The 20883-nt window shown below is 72.1% G+C and carries 20 protein-coding genes; 9 read left to right on the forward strand and 11 right to left on the reverse strand.

Going from position 1 to position 20883, the window contains the following annotated elements:
• Positions 1-1261 (reverse strand): HAMP domain-containing protein (locus ACFHWY_RS23840; RefSeq protein WP_416582480.1); only part of this gene is annotated, 1261 nt, incomplete at its 3' end.
• A 154-nt stretch (positions 1262-1415) separates the two neighbouring features.
• Here ACFHWY_RS23840 and ACFHWY_RS23845 point away from each other — a divergent pair.
• A complete protein-coding gene (locus tag ACFHWY_RS23845) occupies positions 1416-3485 on the forward strand; it encodes a SpoIIE family protein phosphatase (protein WP_416582481.1) in 2070 nt (689 codons plus the stop codon).
• A 20-nt stretch (positions 3486-3505) separates the two neighbouring features.
• Here the strand turns inward: ACFHWY_RS23845 and ACFHWY_RS23850 are convergent, their stop codons facing one another.
• A complete protein-coding gene (locus ACFHWY_RS23850; RefSeq protein ID WP_416582482.1) occupies positions 3506-4870 on the reverse strand; it encodes an FAD-binding oxidoreductase in 1365 nt (454 codons plus the stop codon).
• An 82-nt stretch (positions 4871-4952) separates the two neighbouring features.
• On the opposite strand from ACFHWY_RS23850, the gene ACFHWY_RS23855 reads away from it, so the two are divergent.
• Positions 4953-7049, forward strand: a complete 2097-nt coding sequence (locus ACFHWY_RS23855) for a S9 family peptidase (protein ID WP_416582483.1) — start codon at positions 4953-4955, stop codon at positions 7047-7049.
• A gap of 254 nt (positions 7050-7303) precedes the next feature.
• Here ACFHWY_RS23855 and ACFHWY_RS23860 read toward each other — a convergent pair whose 3' ends face one another.
• From ACFHWY_RS23860 to ACFHWY_RS23885, 6 genes are read right to left on the reverse strand one after another with little or no spacing between them, the layout of a single operon-like run.
• Positions 7304-8842, reverse strand: a complete 1539-nt coding sequence (locus tag ACFHWY_RS23860) for a SpoIIE family protein phosphatase (protein WP_416582484.1) — start codon at positions 8840-8842, stop codon at positions 7304-7306.
• Between the two features lies 1 nt (position 8843).
• Positions 8844-10190 (reverse strand): sensor histidine kinase, encoded by a 1347-nt coding sequence (locus tag ACFHWY_RS23865; RefSeq protein ID WP_416582485.1) that lies wholly within the window; start codon positions 10188-10190, stop codon positions 8844-8846.
• A complete protein-coding gene (locus ACFHWY_RS23870; RefSeq protein WP_416582486.1) occupies positions 10187-11209 on the reverse strand; it encodes a SpoIIE family protein phosphatase in 1023 nt (340 codons plus the stop codon). The genes ACFHWY_RS23865 and ACFHWY_RS23870 overlap by 4 nt, the downstream gene beginning before the upstream one ends.
• Entirely contained in the window at positions 11197-11616 is a 420-nt protein-coding gene (locus ACFHWY_RS23875) for an ATP-binding protein (protein WP_416582487.1), read from the reverse strand. The genes ACFHWY_RS23870 and ACFHWY_RS23875 overlap by 13 nt, the downstream gene beginning before the upstream one ends.
• Positions 11613-12026 (reverse strand): STAS domain-containing protein, encoded by a 414-nt coding sequence (locus tag ACFHWY_RS23880; RefSeq protein WP_416582488.1) that lies wholly within the window; start codon positions 12024-12026, stop codon positions 11613-11615. The genes ACFHWY_RS23875 and ACFHWY_RS23880 overlap by 4 nt, the downstream gene beginning before the upstream one ends.
• Positions 12026-12886, reverse strand: coding sequence for an STAS domain-containing protein (locus ACFHWY_RS23885; RefSeq protein ID WP_416582489.1), 861 nt, complete (start codon positions 12884-12886; stop codon positions 12026-12028). The genes ACFHWY_RS23880 and ACFHWY_RS23885 overlap by 1 nt, the downstream gene beginning before the upstream one ends.
• A 164-nt stretch (positions 12887-13050) precedes the next feature.
• On the opposite strand from ACFHWY_RS23885, the gene ACFHWY_RS23890 reads away from it, so the two are divergent.
• Positions 13051-13407 carry an STAS domain-containing protein gene (locus tag ACFHWY_RS23890; RefSeq protein ID WP_416582490.1) on the forward strand — a complete coding sequence of 119 codons (357 nt, stop codon included), beginning with the start codon at positions 13051-13053 and terminating at the stop codon, positions 13405-13407.
• A 10-nt stretch (positions 13408-13417) separates the two neighbouring features.
• On the opposite strand, the gene ACFHWY_RS23895 is transcribed toward ACFHWY_RS23890, so the two are convergent.
• Positions 13418-14701: an MFS transporter gene (locus tag ACFHWY_RS23895; RefSeq protein ID WP_416582491.1), complete on the reverse strand. Its 1284-nt coding sequence runs from the start codon at positions 14699-14701 to the stop codon at positions 13418-13420.
• Positions 14702-14751: 50 nt separating this feature from the next.
• Between ACFHWY_RS23895 and ACFHWY_RS23900 the strand changes: the two genes are divergently transcribed.
• The 4 genes from ACFHWY_RS23900 (at position 14752) to ACFHWY_RS23915 (ending at position 16724) form a co-directional block, all read left to right on the forward strand.
• Positions 14752-15435 carry a FadR/GntR family transcriptional regulator gene (locus tag ACFHWY_RS23900; protein ID WP_416582492.1) on the forward strand — a complete coding sequence of 228 codons (684 nt, stop codon included), beginning with the start codon at positions 14752-14754 and terminating at the stop codon, positions 15433-15435.
• A gap of 39 nt (positions 15436-15474) precedes the next feature.
• Positions 15475-15936 (forward strand): large conductance mechanosensitive channel protein MscL, encoded by a 462-nt coding sequence (gene mscL, locus ACFHWY_RS23905; protein WP_416582493.1) that lies wholly within the window; start codon positions 15475-15477, stop codon positions 15934-15936.
• Between the two features lie 81 nt (positions 15937-16017).
• A complete protein-coding gene (locus tag ACFHWY_RS23910; RefSeq protein ID WP_416582494.1) occupies positions 16018-16269 on the forward strand; it encodes a hypothetical protein in 252 nt (83 codons plus the stop codon).
• Between the two features lie 95 nt (positions 16270-16364).
• Positions 16365-16724, forward strand: coding sequence for a hypothetical protein (locus ACFHWY_RS23915; RefSeq protein ID WP_416582521.1), 360 nt, complete (start codon positions 16365-16367; stop codon positions 16722-16724).
• A 41-nt stretch (positions 16725-16765) separates the two neighbouring features.
• On the opposite strand, the gene ACFHWY_RS23920 is transcribed toward ACFHWY_RS23915, so the two are convergent.
• Positions 16766-17980, reverse strand: coding sequence for a benzoate/H(+) symporter BenE family transporter (locus ACFHWY_RS23920; RefSeq protein ID WP_416582495.1), 1215 nt, complete (start codon positions 17978-17980; stop codon positions 16766-16768).
• 57 nt (positions 17981-18037) lie between these two features.
• On the opposite strand from ACFHWY_RS23920, the gene ACFHWY_RS23925 reads away from it, so the two are divergent.
• A complete protein-coding gene (locus ACFHWY_RS23925) occupies positions 18038-18718 on the forward strand; it encodes a helix-turn-helix domain-containing protein (RefSeq protein WP_416582496.1) in 681 nt (226 codons plus the stop codon).
• A gap of 98 nt (positions 18719-18816) precedes the next feature.
• Here the strand turns inward: ACFHWY_RS23925 and ACFHWY_RS23930 are convergent, their stop codons facing one another.
• Positions 18817-20034: a LuxR C-terminal-related transcriptional regulator gene (locus ACFHWY_RS23930; RefSeq protein ID WP_416582497.1), complete on the reverse strand. Its 1218-nt coding sequence runs from the start codon at positions 20032-20034 to the stop codon at positions 18817-18819.
• Positions 20035-20097: 63 nt separating this feature from the next.
• Between ACFHWY_RS23930 and ACFHWY_RS23935 the strand changes: the two genes are divergently transcribed.
• Positions 20098-20817, forward strand: coding sequence for a PP2C family protein-serine/threonine phosphatase (locus ACFHWY_RS23935; RefSeq protein ID WP_416582498.1), 720 nt, complete (start codon positions 20098-20100; stop codon positions 20815-20817).
• The last annotated feature ends 66 nt before the right edge of the window (positions 20818-20883 follow it).

Raw genomic sequence — 20883 nt, forward strand, 5'->3', positions numbered from 1 at the left:
GAATCTCACCCCGGGCGTCAACCGTGATCTTCTGCGACAGGTCACCCTTCGCCACCGCCGTCGACACCTGCGAGATGTTGCGGACCTGGCTGGTCAGGTTCCCGGCGAGCTGGTTGACGTTCTCGGTGAGATCCCGCCAGGTGCCGGAGACTCCGCGCACCTGGGCCTGGCCACCCAACTTGCCCTCGGTACCCACCTCACGGGCCACCCGGGTCACCTCGTCGGCGAACGACGACAACTGGTCCACCATCGTGTTGACGGTGTCCTTGAGCTCTAGGATCTCGCCCTGCGCGGCCACCGTGATCTTTTGCGACAGGTCGCCTCGGGCGACCGCCGTGGAGACCTGGGCGATGTTCCGCACCTGGGCGGTCAGGTTCGACGCCATCGAGTTGACGCTGTCGGTCAGGTCCTTCCAGGTGCCCGCGACGCCCGGCACCTCCGCCTGGCCGCCGAGCTTGCCCTCGGTACCCACCTCACGCGCCACCCGGGTCACCTGCTCCGCGAAGAGCCGCAGCGTGTCGGTGAGCGAGTTCATCGTGTCGGCCAGCTCGGCGACCTCACCGCGAGCGCTGACAGTGATCTTCTGGGACAGGTCGCCCTTCGCCACCGCCGTGGCCACCTGCGAGATGGACCGCACCTGACCGGTCAGGTTCGACGCCATGGTGTTCACCGAGTCGGTGAGGTCCTTCCAGGTGCCGGCCACGCCACGTACGTCGGCCTGGCCGCCGAGCTTGCCCTCGGTGCCCACCTCACGGGCCACCCGGGTCACCTCGTTGGAGAAGGACGACAACTGGTCAACCATGGTGTTGACGGTGCGGCCGATACGCAGGTACTCACCGCGCAGCGGGCGGCCGTCGATCTCCAGCGCCATGTGCTGGGACAGGTCACCGTCGGCGACCGCCACGATGACCCGGGCGATCTCGGTGGTGGGCCGGCCCAGATCGTCGATCAGCGAGTTGACCGCCCGCTGGCCCTCCGCCCAGGAGCCGTCCAGCCCTTCCTCGTCGAGCCGCTCGGTCAGCCGGCCGTCGCGGCCAACGACCCGACTGATCCGGCGCAGGTCCAGATGCTGCCGCTCCTGGAGCGACACCACGTCGTTGAAGGCGTCCGCCACCTCGCCGGCGGTGCCCGAGCGTCGCGGCAACCGCACCTTGAGGTCGCCGCGACGGACTCGTCGCAGCGCCTCCACCAACTCGGTGAGGACCGCCTCGTGGTCGGCGGCGGAGGTGTCCGCGGTAACCGACTGTTTCGCCGTGGTCATCATTCCTCACTCACCTCGGGGTCCACCGGCTCGCGCCGGCCACCCCATCATTGTCCCCGTGACCTGGAAACCGCCACGCCATGCGACCGTCCGTCGTCGAACAGCCAAGCCTGATCAGCTTGGCAGCGGCCGGGCGTCGGGGCAGGATACGAGGGTGTCAGCGGAGGCGGGGCCCGCGACGAACGGGGGCCCAGAGGAGCACGTGCGGCGAGTCCGGCTTCCCGCCGACCGCCGTACGCCGGCCGCGGCGCGGGCCGTGGTCCGGTCGGTGCTAGCCGAGGCGAACCTGGACGAACTACTCAACGAGGCGCTGCTGCTGACCACGGAGCTGTCCACGAACGCGGTCGAGCATGCCCGCACCGAACTGGACATCGAGGTCACCGCCGACCAGGTGGGGCTGACGGTGACGGTCTCCGACTTCGCCTCCGGCCCGGTGGACGAGTTGACTGTCGGCGTACGCAATCTGTCCGAGGACATTGCCGAGGTCGCCGAACGGGGGCGGGGACTGCTGCTGGTTGACCATTTCGCCAGCCGCTGGGGCACCACCTACCTACCCACCGGCAAGGGCGTGTGGTTCCGGCTGGACCGGGCCGGACGGGACGCGACGGCCTCCGCCCCGTTCGTGCCACCGTCCGCCGGCCATCCGGACGGCATCGGGCAGACCGTCGTACCGAGCGCCGGTGCGATGAGCGCACTGATGCAGACCACTCCCGATCCGTACGCCGACGATCCGCTGCCGGACTTCGCCGCCGGCCTGCTGAACCGGGTGGCGGAGATGGTCGGCGCCGCCGGCGGTGTGGTCCGGCTGGATCGGGGCGACGGGCAGGGCACCCAGGTGCTCGCCCGGTACGGGCGGCAGCCCCGCGCCGGCAGCGACCTGCTCCGGGTGCCGCTGTCGGTGCACCGCCCGTACGCCGGTGAACTGGAGTTGGACGCCGCGCCCACCGCGTACGCCCAGCCGCTGGCGCTGTTGACCGTCGAACGGCTCTCGCTGCACCTGGAAAACGACCGGCTACGCCGCGCCGACGTACGCCGGCAGGCGTGGCTGACCTTCCTCGCCGAGGCCAGCGAACTGCTCGCCCAGTCGCTGGACGTGGAGCTGACCATGGCGCTCGTACCGCAGCTGGTGGTGCCCCGGCTCGGTCAGTGGTGCGCGGTGCACACCACCGACGAGTGGGGTCGGCTCCGGCTGGCGGCAGCCAGCCACGCTGACGAGTCGATGCTGCCGCAGCTGCACGCCACCCTGCGGGAGGCCGGCGCCGACTCGGTCCAGGCGCGGCTTCGTGAGGCCAGCCGCAACGGCACCCGCACCACGCTCGGCTCCCCGATGGAGGGCTTCGCCGTGCCGCTGATCGCCCGGGGCCAGCGCCTCGGCACGCTGGCCGTCGGCCGGCACCAGCGGCACCGGCAGGACCCCGACGAGATCGGCGTACTGGAGGACGTGGCCCGGCGGGCGGCCCTGGCGATCGAGAACGCCCGGATCCACGCCGAGCGCCGTCGTGTGGCCCAGGCTCTCCAGCAGTCACTGCTGCCACCGGTGCTGCCGGTCGTGGACGGCATCGGATTCGCCGCCGAGTACGTCCCGACCGGTGGTGACGCCGACGTCGGTGGCGACTTCTACGACGTGGTGCCGTTACCGGACGGCCGCTGGCTGATGGTCATCGGTGACGTCTCCGGGAAGGGGGTACAGGCCGCCGCGGTCACCGGGCTGTGCCGGGACGTGATCCGGGTGCTGGCCGGGGACGGCAAGCCGCTGCCCGAGGTGCTGGCCCGGCTCAACGAGACGCTTGTCGAGCGGGGTTCCGGCCGGTACTGCACGCTGGCCCTGGCGGCGGTCGGGCCGGGCGAGGGAGACCAGCTCGACGTTGGGCTGCACCTGGCCGGGCACGACCGGCCGGTGCTGGTGCGCTCGGCGGGCGGCCCGGCGACCTTCGTCGGCACCGGCGGCACCGCGCTCGGCCTGCTCGACGCGATCACCACACCGACCTCGCAGCTCGCTCTCGACCCGGGTGACTGCCTAGTCTTCTTCACCGACGGCGTGACCGAGCGGCGCCGGGGCCGGGAGTTGTTCGGTACGGGCCGGCTGCGGGACGCCGCCGCACCGCTCGCTGGCTACTCGGCGGACGTGATGGCCGCCCGGCTACGGGCAACCGCGATCAACTTCTCGGTCGAGGAGCCCCGCGACGACATCGCCATCCTCGTCCTGCGCAACGACGCGGTCTGACACCCCCTGCCTGCTCACGGTCAGAGTCCGCCGGGGAGACGGCCGGGGGACAGCCGGTGGCCGGGGTCGAGGTGCTGCTTGACGGCGCGCAACCGGGCCAGGTCGACCGGCTCGCCCCAGAGGTCGACGGCCCGCCGGACCGCGGGCGGCGCGGCAAGCACCACGCAGCGGCCCCGTCGGGCGAGCAGCACGCTCCGGACCGCCGCCAGGACCGCCGCCACCCGGTCGGGTGGCATCCCGCCGGGCAGTGCGGCGTGCACCACGCCCAGCCCGGCCGAACCGCGGACCGGCACGGGCCCGCCGGTCGCGTCGCGAAGCGCGTACACGGCGGCGTGCAGGTCGGTGACCGGCACCTCCAGCCGCAGCGCGGTGTCGCCGGGAGCGAAGGGGTAGCTGCGCCACCACGGCGGCGCCGACCGGGCGACGGTCGACCGGGCGCCGAACAGTCCCACCAGCCGGTCGGCGCGCTCTGCCACCTCGGCAGGCCCGCCCTCGAGCAGCACCACGAGCGAACCGGCACCCGTCGGGCCGGTCGACGCACACCCGGCCGTCGACGCCCGCCCGGTCATCGACGGATGGTTGGCCATCGCGACGGCCCGCGGATCCCACGGTAGGCGGAATCCTGGACTGACCGGCAGATCGAGCTCGACCGCGGCCGGATCGAGCCGGGCGGCGAGCACCGCCCTGATCAGGTCGTGCACCTCCAGCGGGGTCCACACCGGCCGGGTCACCCAGATCCGCGTGGCCGGCACGGCCTGCACCCGCAGCACCGCGCTGACCAGCACGCCGAGCGCTCCCTCGGAGCCGCACAGCAGCCGCGCCTGGGCCAGCCCGGCCGCCCCGCCACCAGCCTCGGTCAGATCACCGTCGGCGTCCAGGTATCGCAGCCCGACGAGCTGGTCGCAGGCGGTTCCGTGGCGGTGTCGCAGCGGGCCGGCCTCGTCCGCGGCGAGCACCCCGCCGACGGTGGCGCCCGGCGAGGGGGCGTCCAACGCGAGCCGCTGGCCGGTGCGCTCCAGGGTGGCCTGCACCGCCCGCAGCGGAGTGCCCGCGCCCACCTCGACCGTGCCCCGGTCGGGCGTCTGGTGGCCGATGCCGGCCAGCCGCCCGGTGTCGAGCATGATGTCGAGCCGTTCGGGCACGGCACCCCAGTCGATCTTGGTGCCGGCTCCCCTCGGCACCACGGTCAGATCATGCCGCGCGGCCAGCCGCAGCACCCGCGCCGCGGCCCGTGGCCCGCCCGGCACCGCCACCCAGCGGGCAGCGCGGCCGGCCGCCTCGTCGGCTGGCCCGGCGAGGCGGGCGAAGCGCGGACCGCAGATCTCGGTCAGCCGATGGGCGATGTCGAGGGCACCGGACGCGCCGGTGGAACGGGCTGGCACCATGCCGGCGATCGTACATGTGTTCGAATGATCGGGTGGGGATTTGCTCCGCACCGGAAACCACGAAGGCCGGTAACGTGGCGCCGTGACCACCGAGACCCCCGTTCCCGCAGCTAAGCGGGTGCCGACCGAGCGCGTTCACCACGGCGACACCGTCGTCGACGAGTACGCCTGGCTGGCCACCAAGGACGATCCGGAGACCATCAGCTATCTCACCGCCGAGAACGACTGGGCCGCAGCCCGGACGACACACCTGTCCGGGCTGCGTACCGAGTTGTTCGAGGAGATCCGGCGGCGCACCCAGGAGACCGACCTGTCGGTGCCGACCCGCAAGGGCGGGCACTGGTACTACACCCGCACCGTCGAGGGCCAGCAGTACGGCGTGCACTGCCGCCGGGAGGTCCGCGACGGCGAGACCGAACCGCCGATCAGCGCAGCCGGCACTCCGCTCGACGGGGAGCAGGTGCTACTTGACGGCAACCTGCTCGCCGAGGGGCACGACTTCTTCTCCCTGGGCGCCTTCGACGTCAGCCCGGACGGTCGCTTCCTGGCCTACTCGACCGACTTCTCCGGCGAGGAACGATTCACCCTGCGGATCAAGGACCTCGACACCGGCGAGCCGCTGCCCGACGAGATTCCCGGCACCTTCTACGGCACCGCCTGGTCCATCGACGCCTCGGTACTGTTCTACGTCACCGTGGACGAGGCGTGGCGACCCCACCGGGTCTGGCGCCACGTGATCGGCACGCCCGCCGCCGACGATGTGGTGGTGCACGCCGAGGACGACGAACGGTTCTGGGTCGGGGTCGAGCTGACCCGTTCGGAGCGGTTCGTCCTCATCGACATCGCCAGCAAGATCACCAGCGAGGTGCTGGTCATCCCGGCCGACAACCCGACTGGCGAGCCAGCGGTGATCGCGGTGCGCCGGCAGGGCGTCGAGTACTCGGTGGAGCACCACGGGCACCGGTTCCTGATCCTGCACAACGACGGCGCCGAGGACTTCGCGCTGGCGTACACCTCGGCGGACGCCCCGGGCGACTGGATTTCACTGATCGACCACACACCGGGCACCCGACTGGAGTCGGTCGACGCCTTCGCCGACCACCTGGTCATCACCGTCCGCAGCAACGGCCTCACCGGGCTGCGGGTGCTGCCGGTAGGCGGCGGGGACACCCACGACATCGAGTTCCCGGAGCCGCTGCACACCGTCAGCCTGGACACCAACCCCGAATACCGCACCGGACGGCTACGGCTGCGCTACACCTCGCTGGTCACCCCGGACTCGGTCTACGACTACGACCTGGCGACCCGCGAGATGACGCTGCTGCGCCGCCGGCCGGTGCTGCCCGGGCCGGACGATCGGGCGTACCAGCCGGAGGAGTACGAGCAGCACCGGGAGTGGGCCATGGCCGACGACGGCACGAAGGTGCCGATCTCCCTGGTCTACCGGCGAGGCACCCCCCGTGACGGATCCGCCCCCTGCGTCATCTACGGGTACGGCTCCTACGAGGCGAGCATGGACCCGTGGTTCTCGATCGGCCGGCTGTCTTTGCTCAACCGCGGCGTGATCTTCGCGGTGGCACACATCCGGGGCGGCGGCGAGCTGGGCCGGCGCTGGTACGACCAGGGCAAGATGCTGGCCAAGAAGAACACCTTCACCGACTTCGTCGCCTGCGCCCGGCACCTGGCGAAGGCCGGCTGGACGGCCCCGGACCGGCTGGTCGCCCGGGGTGGCTCGGCCGGCGGGCTGCTGATGGGCGCGGTGGCCAACCTCGCACCGGACGCCTTCAGCGGCATCGTCGCGCAGGTGCCGTTCGTGGACGCGCTCAACACCATCCTCGACCCGTCGCTGCCGCTGACCGTGACCGAGTGGGAGGAGTGGGGCAACCCGCTGGCCGACCCCGAGGTGTACGCGTACATGAAGTCGTACACGCCGTACGAGAACGTGGCGGCGCTGAACTACCCGGCGATCCTGGCGATGACCAGCCTCAACGACACACGGGTGCTCTACCACGAGCCGGCCAAGTGGATCGCCCGGCTGCGGGCGGTCGCGCCGCAGGGTGACTATCTGCTGAAGACCGAGATGGAGGCCGGCCACGGCGGGCCGAGCGGGCGCTACGACGCCTGGCGGGAGGAGGCATTCGTCAACGCCTGGACGCTGGACCGGTTCGACCGAATTTGACCCACCTGATGCCGCCCGCCTCGTCCGCGTCCCGCCTTGCCAGCCCGGCCCGTCCCGGGGCCCGACGAGCCAGTTGTCCCGACCGGCCTGATGTCACAGAGACATATTCATTTCTGTTTGACATCAGGCCGGGAAGCGATGACACCCCTCCGCCCCCAACAACCAGCGACGCTGCGAAGAGGTGCCGAATCTCGTCTATGCCGTGCGGGTGGGCGCCGGCCAGGACGTACCCGCGAGCGGCCCTTGCCTACACCTCAGTGGCGGCGCAGGACGAGGACGGCCACGTCGTCCTGAATCTCGTTCGGGGCGAGTTCGACGAGCAGCCGCTCGCAGAACCGGTCGAGGTCGTCGTCCACCCGGGCGGCACACGCCGCCAGGGCGGTGAGCCCCTCATCGATGGTGGCGTCCCGGCGTTCGATCAGCCCGTCGGTGTAGAAGACGATCGTCGCCCCGGCAGGTAGCACGAACTCCAGGTCGGCGGGGCGGGGCGCGCGCACCCCGAGCAGCGGTGCGGCGTGGTGCACGTACTCGACCTCGCCGTCCTGGCTGATCAGCGGCGGCAGGTGACCGGCGCTGGCCAGCCGGATCCGTCCGGTGTCCGGCTCGAGCAGCAGTACGCAGATCGTCGCCAACTCGCTGGGCAGCAGCGTGAGCATCAGCTCGTTGACCCGGTGCAGGACCTCGCCCGGCTGGTGCCCCTCGACCGCGTACGCCCGCAGGGCGTGCCGCAGCTCGGCCATCACCGTGGCGGCGTGCAGCGAGTGACCGGCCACGTCGCCGATGGCCAGCAGCAGGTGGCCGTCGAGCATCACCAGCTCGTAGAAGTCACCGCCGACCTCGGTGTCGGCGCTGGCCGGCTCGTAGCGCACGGCGAGATCCAGGCCGGCGATCTCCGGGATGCGGCGCGGCAACAGGCTGCGTTGGAGAGTCACCGCGATGCGGTGCTCCTCGTCGAAGGACCGTTGCGCCTCCACGGCGGAGGCGACCGCCTGGGCGAGCTGGACCAGCACCGGCGTGCGGGCGGTCTGCGTCGCGGTGGGCACCACGACGTAGAGCGGCGCGCGGTCCTCACGTAGCCGGGCGGCGGCGACCGTCACCGTGTCGCCGGCCGGCCAGTCGACCAACGCCCAGCCGCCCGGATCCTGGATCCGGACGGTCGCCCCGGTCGGCACCCCGCTGTCGTCGACGATCCACTGCACGACCCGCCCCTGAGCGCCCGGCCCGGCGCAGACCCCGGCCAGGCAGTCGCCGTCGAAGGTCTCGGCGACCACCACGGCGGGGCTTTTGAAGATCTCCGCCGCGCCGGTGGCCGCCGCCTCCAAGAGCCGGGTGAAGCTCGGCGCGGCGTGCACCGCAACGGTGGTGTCCGCCAGTCCGGTGAGCCGTTCGGCGAGCAGTTCGGCCCGCTGGCGGGCCTGGTAGTACCGCAGTACCGCATGGGCGGTGGCGACCAGCTCCTCCGGCTCGATCGGCTCGGCCAGGTACGCGTCGGCCCCGCGGGTCAACCCCTGCGCGCGGTCGGCCACGTCGACGGCGTGCGCGGAGACGTGGATGACCGGCAGCGCCGGGTGCGCGGACTTCACCCGCTCGCACACCTCGAAGCCGCTGAGGTCCGGCAACCGGACGTCGAGCACGACCAGGTCGATCGGATCCACCTCGACCCGGCGCAGCGCCTCGCCGCCCGTCTCCGCCTCCAGCACGGTGAAGCCGGCCCGGGTCAGCCAGTTCACCAGGAGGTACCTCTTGGTCTGACTGTCGTCGACCACCAGTACTGTCGCCGCCGCGCCGTCCACGTCACGCCCCGTCCGTCGGCAGCCAGACCGTGAAGGTACTGCCCAGCCCCGGCTCGCTGACCAGTTCGAGAACGCCGCCGAGCAGGGTCACCAGCCGCCGGGCGTACGGCAGGCCGAGTCCGGTGCCACCGACCCGGGTCGGGCCGGGCGCCTGGTAGAACTCCTCGAACACCCGCTCCTGCAGCTCCGGCGGGATGCCCGGCCCGGTGTCGGAGATGGACAGCCGCCACCTTTTGCCGTGCTGCTCGGCCTGCAGCCGAACCTCGCCCCGGTTGGTGAACTTCAGTCCGTTGTGCAACAAGTTACGCAAGACCTGGGCGAGCAGCACCTCGTCGGTGCGCAGCATGGCCGGGACGGTCGGCTCCTCCACCACCAGCTCGACCTCCCCGGCGGCCGGCAGCGCCCGGAGCGTGCCGCGTAGTTGGCCGAAGAGGGCCCGCAGGTCCACCTCGGCCCAGTCCGGCTCGATCCGGCCCGACTCGGCCTTGGCCAGGTCGAGTAGCTCGTTGACCAGTGTGAGCAGGTCCGACGCCGAAGAGCGGATCAGGCGGACCTGCCGTTCCTGCTCGGTGGTGAGCGGATCGGACGCGGAGTCACCCAGCAGCCGGGCCAGCCCGATGACCGCGGTCACCGGCGCCCGCAGCTCGTGGCTGACGTTGGCCAGAAAGCGGGTCTTGGACTCGCTCGCCGCCCGCAGTTGCGCCGACTTCTCGTCCAGCTCCGCGTAGAGGGCCACCACGCCCCGGTTGGTCGCCTCCAGTTCCTCGGTGAGCTGGTGGTAGAGCGCCATCACCCCGCGGTTGGTCTGCTCCAGCTCCTCGTTGAGCCGCGCCAACTCGTCGCGCTGGCTGCGTACCTCGTCGAGGGCGTGGATCAGCTGCGAGTTCTGCGTGGCCAGCTCCTCCTCGGCGGTGCCCGGCGTGCTCGCACCCAGGTGGGCGCGCAGCTCGGCGAGGCGCTCAGCGGTGAGCGCCCCGGCGGCGGCCGGGACCCGTCGTGACATCCTCACGACCGTATCTCCCCGCGCTGTCAGGACGCCCAACGTATCCACCAGGCGCGCAACCGCACCGGACTCCGGCTCGTACCGCCCGCCGGGCAGCGGTGCCGCCGGTACCAGGTCGACGTGCAAATGGCAGCGACCGTCCGCGGTTTCCGCGACGGCGAAGACCACATCCGCTCCGCCGACGGCGCGAAGCAGGTCGCGGGCGACCTCGCTCAACGCGGTGGCGATCCGTACCTGGTCCTGGTGCTCCAGGCCGACTGCGGCGGCGACCTCTCGGCCTCGCTGACGGACCACGAAGATGTCCTGCTCCACCCGCAGCGCCATCTGCAACAGCGGCGCGCTCATGCCCAGGACCTCGCCACCAGCACCCCGGCGTCGTCGCGCCGGATGCCGGCGTCACGCAGCAGCGTGGCGGCCACCACCAGCGGCGACCGCCCGGTGAGGCCGGAATAGTCGGCGAGCTGCCACCGGTCGACCACCCCGTCGGTGTGCATGACCAGCAGGCTGTCGGCCTCGAACGGGTAGTCGTACTGCCGGATCGTCGGTCGCTGGTGTCCGGCGATGCCGGGCAGCGAGACGAGCCCCCGGCGACGACCGTCATCGGCGACCACGGAGCCGGTGATGTTGCCCAGTCCGGCGTACCGCAGCACCCCGGCCGTCGGATCCGGCTCCGCCACGGCGAGGGCCGCGCCCCGGGTGTGCGACATCGCCCGGTGCAGGTGGCCGACCACCTCGGCCGGGGACGCCGCCGGGGCGTCCCGGAACGCGGTGAGCGCGGCGTCGGTGGCCGCGGCGGCCAGAGGTCCGTGGCCCAGCCCGTCGGTGACCAGCACCTGGTGGCGGTCGCCGACGATCCGGGCGGCGTGACCGTCGCCGCTGACCGTCTCACCGCTCAGTGGTCGGGTGAGCCCGCCGACCCAGGAGGGTTCGGTGTCCGCCGCGGCGAAGACCCGGACGGCGATGACCGTGCCCCGGCCCGGCCGGGAGTACGCGTCGAACCAGCTGGCCTGCCGGACGATGGCGCCCAGGCCGATGCCGAGGGTGCCGGTGGTGGAGTTTCCGTCGCGGGCGGAATCGGTCAGGTCGACCATGCCGGGCCCGGAGTCGATCGCGATCAGCTCCACCCCGGCGTCCGACGCGCGCCGCACCGGACGGAGCAGCAGCACCCCCTCCTCGGCGTGTTTGATCAGGTTGCTGGTCAACTCGGCGGCCACGATCGCCAGGTCGGCGATCCGGCCGGTGGGCAGTCCCAACTGGTCGCCCAGCCGCTCGGCGGCCCGCCGTACCGCACTGCCGGTGCTGCCGTTCTCCACCCGGAACCAGCTGCCCCGGTCGGGCACCGGCTCGGTGGTCACCGGGACCACTTGGTGACCGTGATCCGGGTGCCCTGGCCTGGTGCGGTCTGTATGTCGAACTCGTCGACGAGCCGCCGGGCGCCGCTGAGGCCGAGGCCGAGGCCACCGCCGGTGGTATAGCCGTCGGTCAGCGCGAGGTCCAGGTCGGCGATGCCCGGACCGGAGTCGTCGAAGACGATTCTGATACCGGGCTTGCGGCCGTTGTCGACGGCGGTCACCTCGACGGTGCCACCACCGCCGTAGACCAGGGTGTTGCGGGCGAGTTCACTGGCGGCGGTGACCACCTTGGTCTGGTCCACGAGGGAGAGCTTGGCCGCCACCGCCACCGTACGCACCAACTGGCGGACACGTACCACGTCCTCGTCGCTGCCGACCGTCTGGGCCCGGGGACGGCCCAGGTCGACCCCGCTCGTCATGGCAACGCCAACGGCTCGGTGTCCGGCCCGCCCTCGAACTCGTACCGATCGTCGCGGACGCGGTCGACGGCGATGAGTTCCATGCCCCGCTCGACGTTCAGCGCGGTCCGGATGCCGTTGAGCGACAGCCCCAACTCGACAAGTGTGATGGCGACCGCCGGGCGCATCCCGACGACCACCGTCTCCGCGTCGAGCACCCGGGAGATCGAGGCGATGGTGGAGAGCATCCGCCCGACGAAGGAGTCGACGATGTCCAACGCGGTGATATCGATGATCACGCCGTGGCAGCCGGTCGCGACGATCCGCTCGGCCAGGTCCTCCTGTAGCGCGATCGCCGTCTGGTCCGACATGTCGAGCTGGATGGAGACCAGCAGGATGTCGCCGATCTTGAGGATCGGCACCCGGTCCATCACGCCTCCCGGCGCGGCTGGCGGCGGGTCGTCTCGACGCCGGTAAGCCGCAACACGTGCCGCAGCGCGTCGGCGAGACTCGCCTTGGTGGCGATGTCGCCGAACTCGATGCCGAGCGCGACGATGGTCTGGGCGATCTGTGGCCGGATGCCGGAGATGATGCAGTCGGCGCCCATCAGCCGGGCGGCCACAACGGTCTTCAGGATGTGTTGGGCGACCTGGGTGTCGACCGCCGGCACGCCGGTGATGTCGATGATCGCGTACGGCGAGCCGGTGTCGACCAGGGTCTGTAGCAGCCGCTCCATCACCACCTGGGCGCGGGCGGAGTCGAGCGTGCCGACCAGCGGCACCGCCACCACGCCCTCCCAGAGCTTGACCACCGGCGTGGAGAGTTCCAGCAACTGCTCGGCCTGGTCCGCGATCAGGCTCTCCCGGGTGCGGACGAAGCTCTCGAAGGTGAACAGGCCCATCTGGTCGACCAGGCCGGAGAAGGCGACGTAGTCGCGCGGCGCTCCGCCGTTCTGGTCGGTCTCCAGCTCTGCGAGCAGCGCGTCCTTGAGCCCGAAGACGCTGCTGGCCGTCTCGGTGGCAGAGAAGCCCTGCCGGGCCTGCCCGCGGGACAGCTCGGCGAGCACGGCGCGCAGCTCGGTGGCCTCCTCGGCGGCCAGGCCGGTGGCGCCTTTGCCGAGCGCGTCGGTCAGCGCGCTGTGCAGCTCCTGCACCTGCCGGACCAGCTCGGCCTGGCTGAGCCGGCCGCGCAACTGCCCTGCCATGATCTCGGTCCACCGTTGGGTGACCTGCGTGGCACGGTTGGTCAGCAGTTCAGCCAGCCGGCTGCTCTCGTCAGCGCTCAGCGCCATGGCAATACCCCCTAGACCTGGACCGGCCGGACTCTATCACCGGAGGCCCATCAACTATTTGCCGCAGAGCAAGGGAATGACGGGGAACACCTGATCCTGCTCCCGTTCTGCGTATCGTCCCTCGCGTGGGATACCGTTCCACCGATAAACAGGAGGTCTGGCGAATGTCCTTGACGGTACGCACGGAACAACGCGGTGACGTGGTCGTCGTGTCGGTCGCAGGCGAGCTGGACATGGCCACCGCGCCGCAGTTGCAGGACCAGATCACCGACCTGCTCGACAAGGGGCGCAGCCGGCTCGTGTTCGACCTGGCGAACGTCTCGTTCTGCGACTCCACCGGCTTGTCGGTGTTCGTCCGCGCGAAGAACAGCTGCGACGAGGCCGGCGGAGTGGTCCGGCTGGCCGCCCCCCAGCGCGGGGTGCTGCGCATCCTGGAGGTGAGCGGCCTGGTCGAGGTGCTGCACACCTATCCGACCGTCGACCAGGCGGTCGACGGCAGTCCCGGGACGACCTCGTCGTGACCGCGCCGGATCACCGCTCATCCTCGATGTAGCGGGGACGGGCGATCAGCACGCCCGCGCCGGTCTGCACCATCAGCGCAACCATCAGGAAGCCGATCGGTGCCGTCCATGCCCCGGTGGCCTCGTAGAGGATCCCGACCAGCAGCGGGCCGAGTGCCGCGATCACATAGCCCGTGCTCTGCGCGAAGGCCGACAGCGCCACCGTACCGTCGGCGGTGCGGGCCCGCAGCCCGATAGTGGTCAGGATGAGCGGGAACGCACCCTGCCCGAACGCCAGCAGCACCACCCACAGCACCGCGGCGTCCCGCGGCGCGAACGCCAGGCCCAGATAGGCCAGGCTGGAGGCGGCGGTCAGCGTGAAGACCAGCGGACGCAGGGTACCCAGCCGGCCGGCCAGCGCCGGCATCAGCAGCGCGATGGGCACCCCGAGCGCGGTCACCCCGGCGAGCAGCAGTCCCGCGTCCTGCGGGCGGAAACCCGCGTCCCGGAACAGTTGGGCCAGCCAACCCATGATCGCGTACCCGCTCAGCGACTGCGCCCCGAAGTAGACCGCCATCGCCCAGCCCAGCCGGGTGCGTCCCGGGCGGATGCCCGGCCGGGCACCGGCCGGGTCGCCCCGCCTCACCCGCCGCGCGGAGCCACGGCTGCGCAGGGCGGCCGGCAACCACGGGAGTACGGCCACTGCGGCCAGTCCCGCCCAGACACCGAGCCCGGCCCGCCAGGAACCGAAGGCGTGCGCCACCGGCACCGCGGAGGCGGCCGCCACCGTCGCGCCCAGGGTCATCGTCATCACGTACGCCCCGGTGACCAGCCCGGTGCGGTGCGGGAAATGCTGCTTGACGAGCATCGGCAGGAGAATGTTCGCCACCGCGATCCCGGCGAGCGCGAGCGCGCTGGTCAGCAGGAACATCGCGGCGGAGCCGGTGACCGCGCGCAGCACCTGCCCGACGGTGAGGGCCAGCATCGCCAGCACCAGCAGCCGGGCCGGGGAGAATCGGCGGACCAGCCACGGGGTGGCCGCACCCAGCCCGGCGAACGCGATCGCGGGCAGGGTGGTGACGAAGCCGGCTGTCACGCCGGAGAGGGCCAGCCCGACCCGTACCTCGTCGAGCAGCGCGCCGAGGCTGGTCATCGCGGCCCGCAGGTTGAGCGCCACCAGCAGCATCCCGGCGAGCACCAGCAGCCCGCCGGTGGTACGCGACGGTTCGGCGACCGGGAGTGGTTCGGCGAGTACGGCGTCGCCGGCGGGTGGGGCGGGGGGTGGGGCGGGGGTGCCGGCGGGTGGCGGGGTCATGGCCCTGAACCTACAATCATGGGATGAATTTGTGCGAGCAGGTGTAACCAGTGCCACCACCGGTTGATTCCGCCACCGTCCCACCCCGGGGCCGCCGAGTGCGGGAGACGATCGCTCAGCTCCGCCAGCGGATCATGGACGGTGAGTGGCCGGTGGGCGGCCGGATCCCGACCGAGCCCCAACTGGTCGAGGCGCTCGGCGTCGGGCGCAACACCGTGCGTGAGGCCGTCCGGGCCCTGGCCCACGCCGGGGTACTCGAATGCCGGCAGGGCTCCGGAACCTATGTGCTCTCCACCGACGAGCTCGCCCCGGTGGTGGCCCGCCGGCTCACCGACGACCGGACGACCGAGGTGATCGAGGTCCGGCGCGCCTTCGAGGTGGAGGCCGCACGACTCGCCGCCCGCCGGCGTACCCCCGAGGACCTGGCCGCCCTCGACGACGCGCTGGCCGCCCGCGAGGCGGCCTGGCGCGGCGGCCGGGTCACCGAGTTCGTGGAGGCCGACGCCGCGCTGCACACCACGGTGGTCGCTGCGGCACACAACGCCATTCTCGCCGAGCTGTATGCCTCGGTCGGTGCCGCGATGCGCAGCACCGTCGCCCAGGCCATGGGCGGTGAACTGACACCGGACCGCCACGTCGACCACGCCCGGCTGGTGGCCGCCATCCGGGCCGGCGACCCCGAACTGGCCGCCCGGGAGGCCGGCGCTTTTCTGGAGTCCGCACCCGGGGCATAGGTTGTCCCCGACAAAAGACCGGACACCTCGGGAGTACGGATGCTCAAGGGCTTCAAGGACTTCGTCATGCGCGGCAACGTCGTCGACCTCGCGGTCGGCATCGTCATCGGCGCCGCGTTCACCGGCCTGGTCACGGCGTTCACCAACTCGTTCCTCCAGCCGGTCATCAAGATGGTCGGCGCCACGCCCACCGGGCCGGGTGCTCAGATCAAGCTGGGGACCGACAACTACATCACCTGGGGTCTGTTCCTCAACGCGCTGATCACCTTCGTGCTCACCGCCGCAGTGCTGTACTTCCTGGTGGTGTTTCCGATGAACCGGCTCGCCGAGCGACGGCAGCGCGGCGAGGAGCCGCCGCCGGCCGCGCCGAGCGAGGAGATCAAGCTGCTGACCGAGATCCGGGACGCGCTCGTCGCCGGTGGCCGGACCACCCCGGCCCAGCAGCGCGGCGCGCTGGACGACGTGCTCGACCGACGGGAGGAACCGCCCACCGGGCGCTGAACCACCCAGCTACATATCGGCCCCTGCGGGATTCCCGCAGGGGCCGTCTCATCTCGAACACATGTTCGATAGAGTCCGGTCATGGAGCAGCGAAAGCACTGGTGGAACGGGAAATGGGGGCGACTGGCCCGGCGGGACGTCTTCCTCCGGGCGGACGCCGACCGGTGGTACGTCGAGCAGCGGGCCGGCGGCGCCGAGGGGGTCTCCCGCTTCTACGAGTACGACACCGTCGACGACGCCGAGGAGACGGTACGCGCACTGCTCCAGGGCTACGACACCTGGCGCGAACTCTCCCCCCGACCCCCATCCGGCTGGACCCCCACCACCCCCTGACCCCACCCGCGCACCGCTCCGGGCGGGGCGGCGCGGCCGGGTGGCGTTTAACGGATGCGGGGGGCGGGAACCGCGCAAAGATGGAGCAGCAGGGCATCGATCAGCAGACGACCGTCTCACGGGTCACCACCGGCATGCGGGTGGTCGACTCGGCGGGCACCGACGTGGGCACGGTGGACCTCGTCCAGCGCGGTGACCCCAACGCGGTGACCGTGCAGGCGCCGACCACAGATCCCGGCAGCAGCCTGGACGAACTGATCGAATCAGCGACCGTGGAGGAGCCGGACGTGCCGGCGGACCTGGCCGCCCGGCTGCTGCGTACCGGCTACCTCAAGGTCTCCAGCGACCGGGCCCCCACCGGCGCGGTCTACGTCCTGGCCGACCAGATCGCCACCGTCACCCCCACCGAAGTCCACCTCAACACCCCCGCCACCGCCCTCCCCCCCGAAGCCTGACCCGCCACCCCAGCCCCAGGCCCGCCATGTCGATCATGAGGTTAGCGGGTTCGGAAAGCGCTTGCCACCCGGCGAACCTCATGATCAACGGCGCTGTCCGAGAGTGGGGTGGGACCGGGTGGGGGGGTGGGGAAGAGGAGGAGCATCAGGCAGCCGACCGCCAGGCCCCAGAACGCGGCCAGCGGGACCCCGGAGGCGGTGATCACCAGGGTGACCACCGCAGCTTCGCGGGTCGACGGGTCGGCCAGCGCCGAGGTGAGAGCGGTGGCCAGGGCGCCGATCAGGGCAAGCCCGGCCACCGCCTCGACCAGCAGCGGCGGCGCCCAACCGGCCAGGGTGGTGGCCGCACCGGCACCCAGCCCGAGCAGGGCCAGCCCGACCCCGGCGGTCACCGAGGCGATCCAGCGCCGGTCCGGGTCCGGGTGCGCGTCCGGTCCGGCCGCCAGCGCGGCGGTGATGGCCGCCAGGTTGACCGCGTGCCCGCCCGCCGGCGCCGCAGCCACGCTGGCCAGCCCGGTGGTACGCAGCACCGAGCCGAGCGGCGGCCGGTAACCGTAGCCGACCAGCACGGCGGTGCCGGGCACATTCTGCGCCGCCATGGTCACCAGGAACAGCGGCAATGCCAACCCGACCAGCGCCGGCAGGCTCAACTGCGGAGCGGTCAGTTCGATCACCGGGCGCATCCCACCGTTGCCACCGCCACCGGAGCTGGTCAGCGCGATCGCCACCGCCGCCGCCACCAGCGCTCCGGGGACCGCCCAGCGGCGGGCGAACCGGTGCAGCAGCAACCAGCAGAGCAGCACCGGGACGGCCAGCCGGGGCACTTCGACGAGCGCCCGGACCGGTGCGGTACACAGCGGCAGCAGCACTCCGGCGAGCATCGCCCCGGCAACCGGCTTGGGGATCGCCGCCACGGCCCGACCCAACGTCGGCAACAGCCCGGTTGCCACGATGAGCAGGCCCGAGACGAGGAACGCGCCGACCGCTACCGGCCAGCCGCCGGCCACCGGGCCGGTCGCCACCAGTAGCGCCGCGCCGGGCGTGGACCAGGCGATGCTCAGCGGCAGCCGGTGTCGCAGGCCCAGCCAAACGGCGCAGAGGCCGGCGCCGACGCTGAGTACGAGCAGCCCGGAGGCGGCCTGCGTCGCGGAGGCGCCGGCCGCGCGCAGCCCCGCCAGCACCACGGTGAACGAACTGGCGAAGCCGACCAGCGCGGTCACCACGCCCGCCAGCACCGGCTGCAACCGCCCCGCCATGCCCCACCCTCCCGCACGTTCCGTTTACGGAACGGCCGCGTGTAGCACCATAGCGGGGTGCCGCAGTTACCACCAGATCCCCGACCACCAGATCCCACGCCGGCGGGCCACTTCCGGTACGACGTCCGCAAGCGCGTCCCGCCGGTCGAGCCTGCCACGGCCGGGACCACGATTCAGCCCGCGCCCGGCACCACGACCCAGGTCGCTGGCACCGAGGCGGACCCGGCGACCGTCGGGCGGCAGGTCCGCGCCCTGCGTGAGGCACGCGGGATCTCGCTGTCCGCGCTGGCCAGGCGGGCGGGCGTGGGCAAGGCGACGCTTTCCGGGCTGGAGAACGGCACCCGCAACCCCACCCTGGAGACGCTGAACACGGTCACCGCGCAGCTGGGCGTACCGCTGACGGCCGTGCTCGCCGGGGCAGCCGCCACGCCGACCGTGCACGGCGCGGCGGTCAGTGCCGTCCTGCTGGAGGTGTTCGACGACGCGGACGCCACGTACGAGCTGTACCGGATGCGGGTGGCACCCGGCCCCGGTCAACTCTCCCCCGCGCACCAGTCCGGGGTCACCGAGCACGCGACGGTCTTCGCCGGGATGCTGTGCGCGGGGCCGGCCGACGCGCCACTTACCGCCGGCGTCGGCGGACACCTGCGCTGGAACTCCGACGTACCGCACGTGTACGCCGCGATCGGCGACGAGGAAGTGGCCGCCAGCCTGCTCCTGCGCTACCCCGGCAAGTAAGTAAGGAGGGGCCCCTGTTAACGCCTGGCGTAGGTAAAGGCCCCTCTCCTAACACTCGGGGCCCCAGTCGTCGAACCTTGACCGGGCCGGGAGCGCTGTCAGCCGTCGACCGGTGCCGGCGCGGCCGGCCGCTGCCGTACCGCCCAGAGCGCCACCTCGGTACGCGAGGCCGAACCTGTCTTGCGCAGCAGGTTGGACACGTGCACGGTGACCGTCCGCACCGAGATCCCGAGGGCCCGCGCCACCTGCTTGTTGGACATCCCGGCGACCAGGCATTCGAGCACCTCGACCTCCCGACCGGTCAGTGCCGACGGGGCCGCGGGCAGCCCGCCGGCCGGGGACGGGTCGTTGAGCGGGGTCGGCCCGTCGACCGAGGGCGCGAAGATCGACGGAGGCCGGAACACCGGTGCGGACGCCGGTCGGGACGCAGACGGAGGCAGTGGCGACACCGACCGCGCCTCGGGCGGGGACGCGGCGGACGGCACGGACGAAGACAGCGGCACCGGCGGGGAGGAGCGCGGAAACGGCGGGGAGGATTGCGGGGACGGCGGGTCGAGCAGCGCCTCCGGATCCTGCCCGGCATGCGCGGCGAGTAGCTCGGTGAGCACGTACGGGTTGCCACCGGTGTGCTGCCAGACCTGGTGCACCAGCTGGGCGGCGAGGGTACGGCCGGCGTACACCTGGGTCAGCACCTCGGCGACCTCGGCGGGCCGCAGCGGCCCGAGGTGCTGGCGCACCACGCCGCGTACCCCGCAGAGGCGGGCCAGGGTGCGGCCCGCGAGTTCGGGTGCGACCGCGTGCGCGGCGGGCCTGGTCGCCACCACCAGCAGGGCCGGCAGCCCGGCGGCGGTGGCCAGTTCGCCGACCAGGTTGAGGCTGGCCGGGTCGAGGGCGTGCAGATCCTCCACGACGAGCACCGCCGGGCCGGCGGCGACCAGTGCCCGCACGGTGTGCACGGCGAGGCGGAGCAGGGCACCGGGTGCGTATCGCTCGCGCGGCGCGGTCGGCTGCTGGGCGAGCCAGGCCAGCGCGTCGGCCGGCAGGTCGAGCCGGCTGGTGTCGCGTCCGCTCAGCACGGCGGCCAACCAGTCGTACGGGGCGGGGCTGTGCACCCGGGCGGCTCCGCCGAGGACCACCTCCGGCCGCGGCGTGAAGCCGTCCAGCGCGGCGGCGACCAGCATACTCTTGCCTACCCCGGCGCCTCCGGTGACGACCGCGACGGCCGGCGAGCGGCGACGGCCGAGGACCACGGCGGACCAGGCCCGGTCCAGCTCAGCCAGCTCACCGACCCGCCCGACCATGGACACCGGCAACATTCCTCAACCCTACGCAGTAGTGCGTAGAGACGCGGGAAGGGTCTTCTTGGCAAGCTTGACCCCATGACGCTGATCCTCCGCTCGGCCATTCTCAACGACATCGGTCTGGTCCGGACCAACAACGAGGACTCCGCCCTCGCGGGCGACCGCCTCGTGGCGGTGGCCGACGGCATGGGTGGGCTGCCCGCCGGTGAGGTGGCCAGCGAGATCGTCATCCGGATCCTCGACGAGTTGGTTCCGCCGACCACGCCGGACGCCGCCACCGAGGCGCTGCGCGCGGTGGTGAGCACGGCCAACAAGCGCATCCACGCCGCGATCTTCGCCGACCCCGCACGCGACGGCATGGGTACGACGCTGACCGCGGCCCTGCTCGCGGGTGACACCCTGGTGCTGGCCCAGGTGGGCGACTCCCGCTGTTACCTGTTGCACGACGCTCAGCTGCGCCAACTGACCCGGGACGACACCTTCGTGCAGGCGCTGGTCGACCAGGGTGCGCTCACTCCCGAGCAGGCCCGGCACCACCCGCAACGCTCGCTGGTGACCCGTGCGGTGCAGGGCGCGGATGCGCCGCCGACCCTGGGCATGGTGACCGTTACCGTCGGTGATCGGCTGCTGCTCTGCAGCGACGGGCTCTCCGACTACGTGACCGGCGACGCGATCGCCGCCACGTTGGGGATGCACGCCGACCGCCAGCAGTGCGGCGAGCAGTTGGTCAAGCTCGCCCACCAGGCCGGTGCGCCGGACAACGTCACCGTCGTGATCTCCGACATCGTCGACGGCTGAGCCGGGACCGTTCCGCACCGTCCGCCACTAGGTAGTTGCGCCATCTAGATAGCACCACTAGGGTTC

Origin of the sequence: Micromonospora sp. LOL_024 (assembly GCF_048060415.1) — a bacterium.
Taxonomy (GTDB): domain Bacteria; phylum Actinomycetota; class Actinomycetes; order Mycobacteriales; family Micromonosporaceae; genus Micromonospora.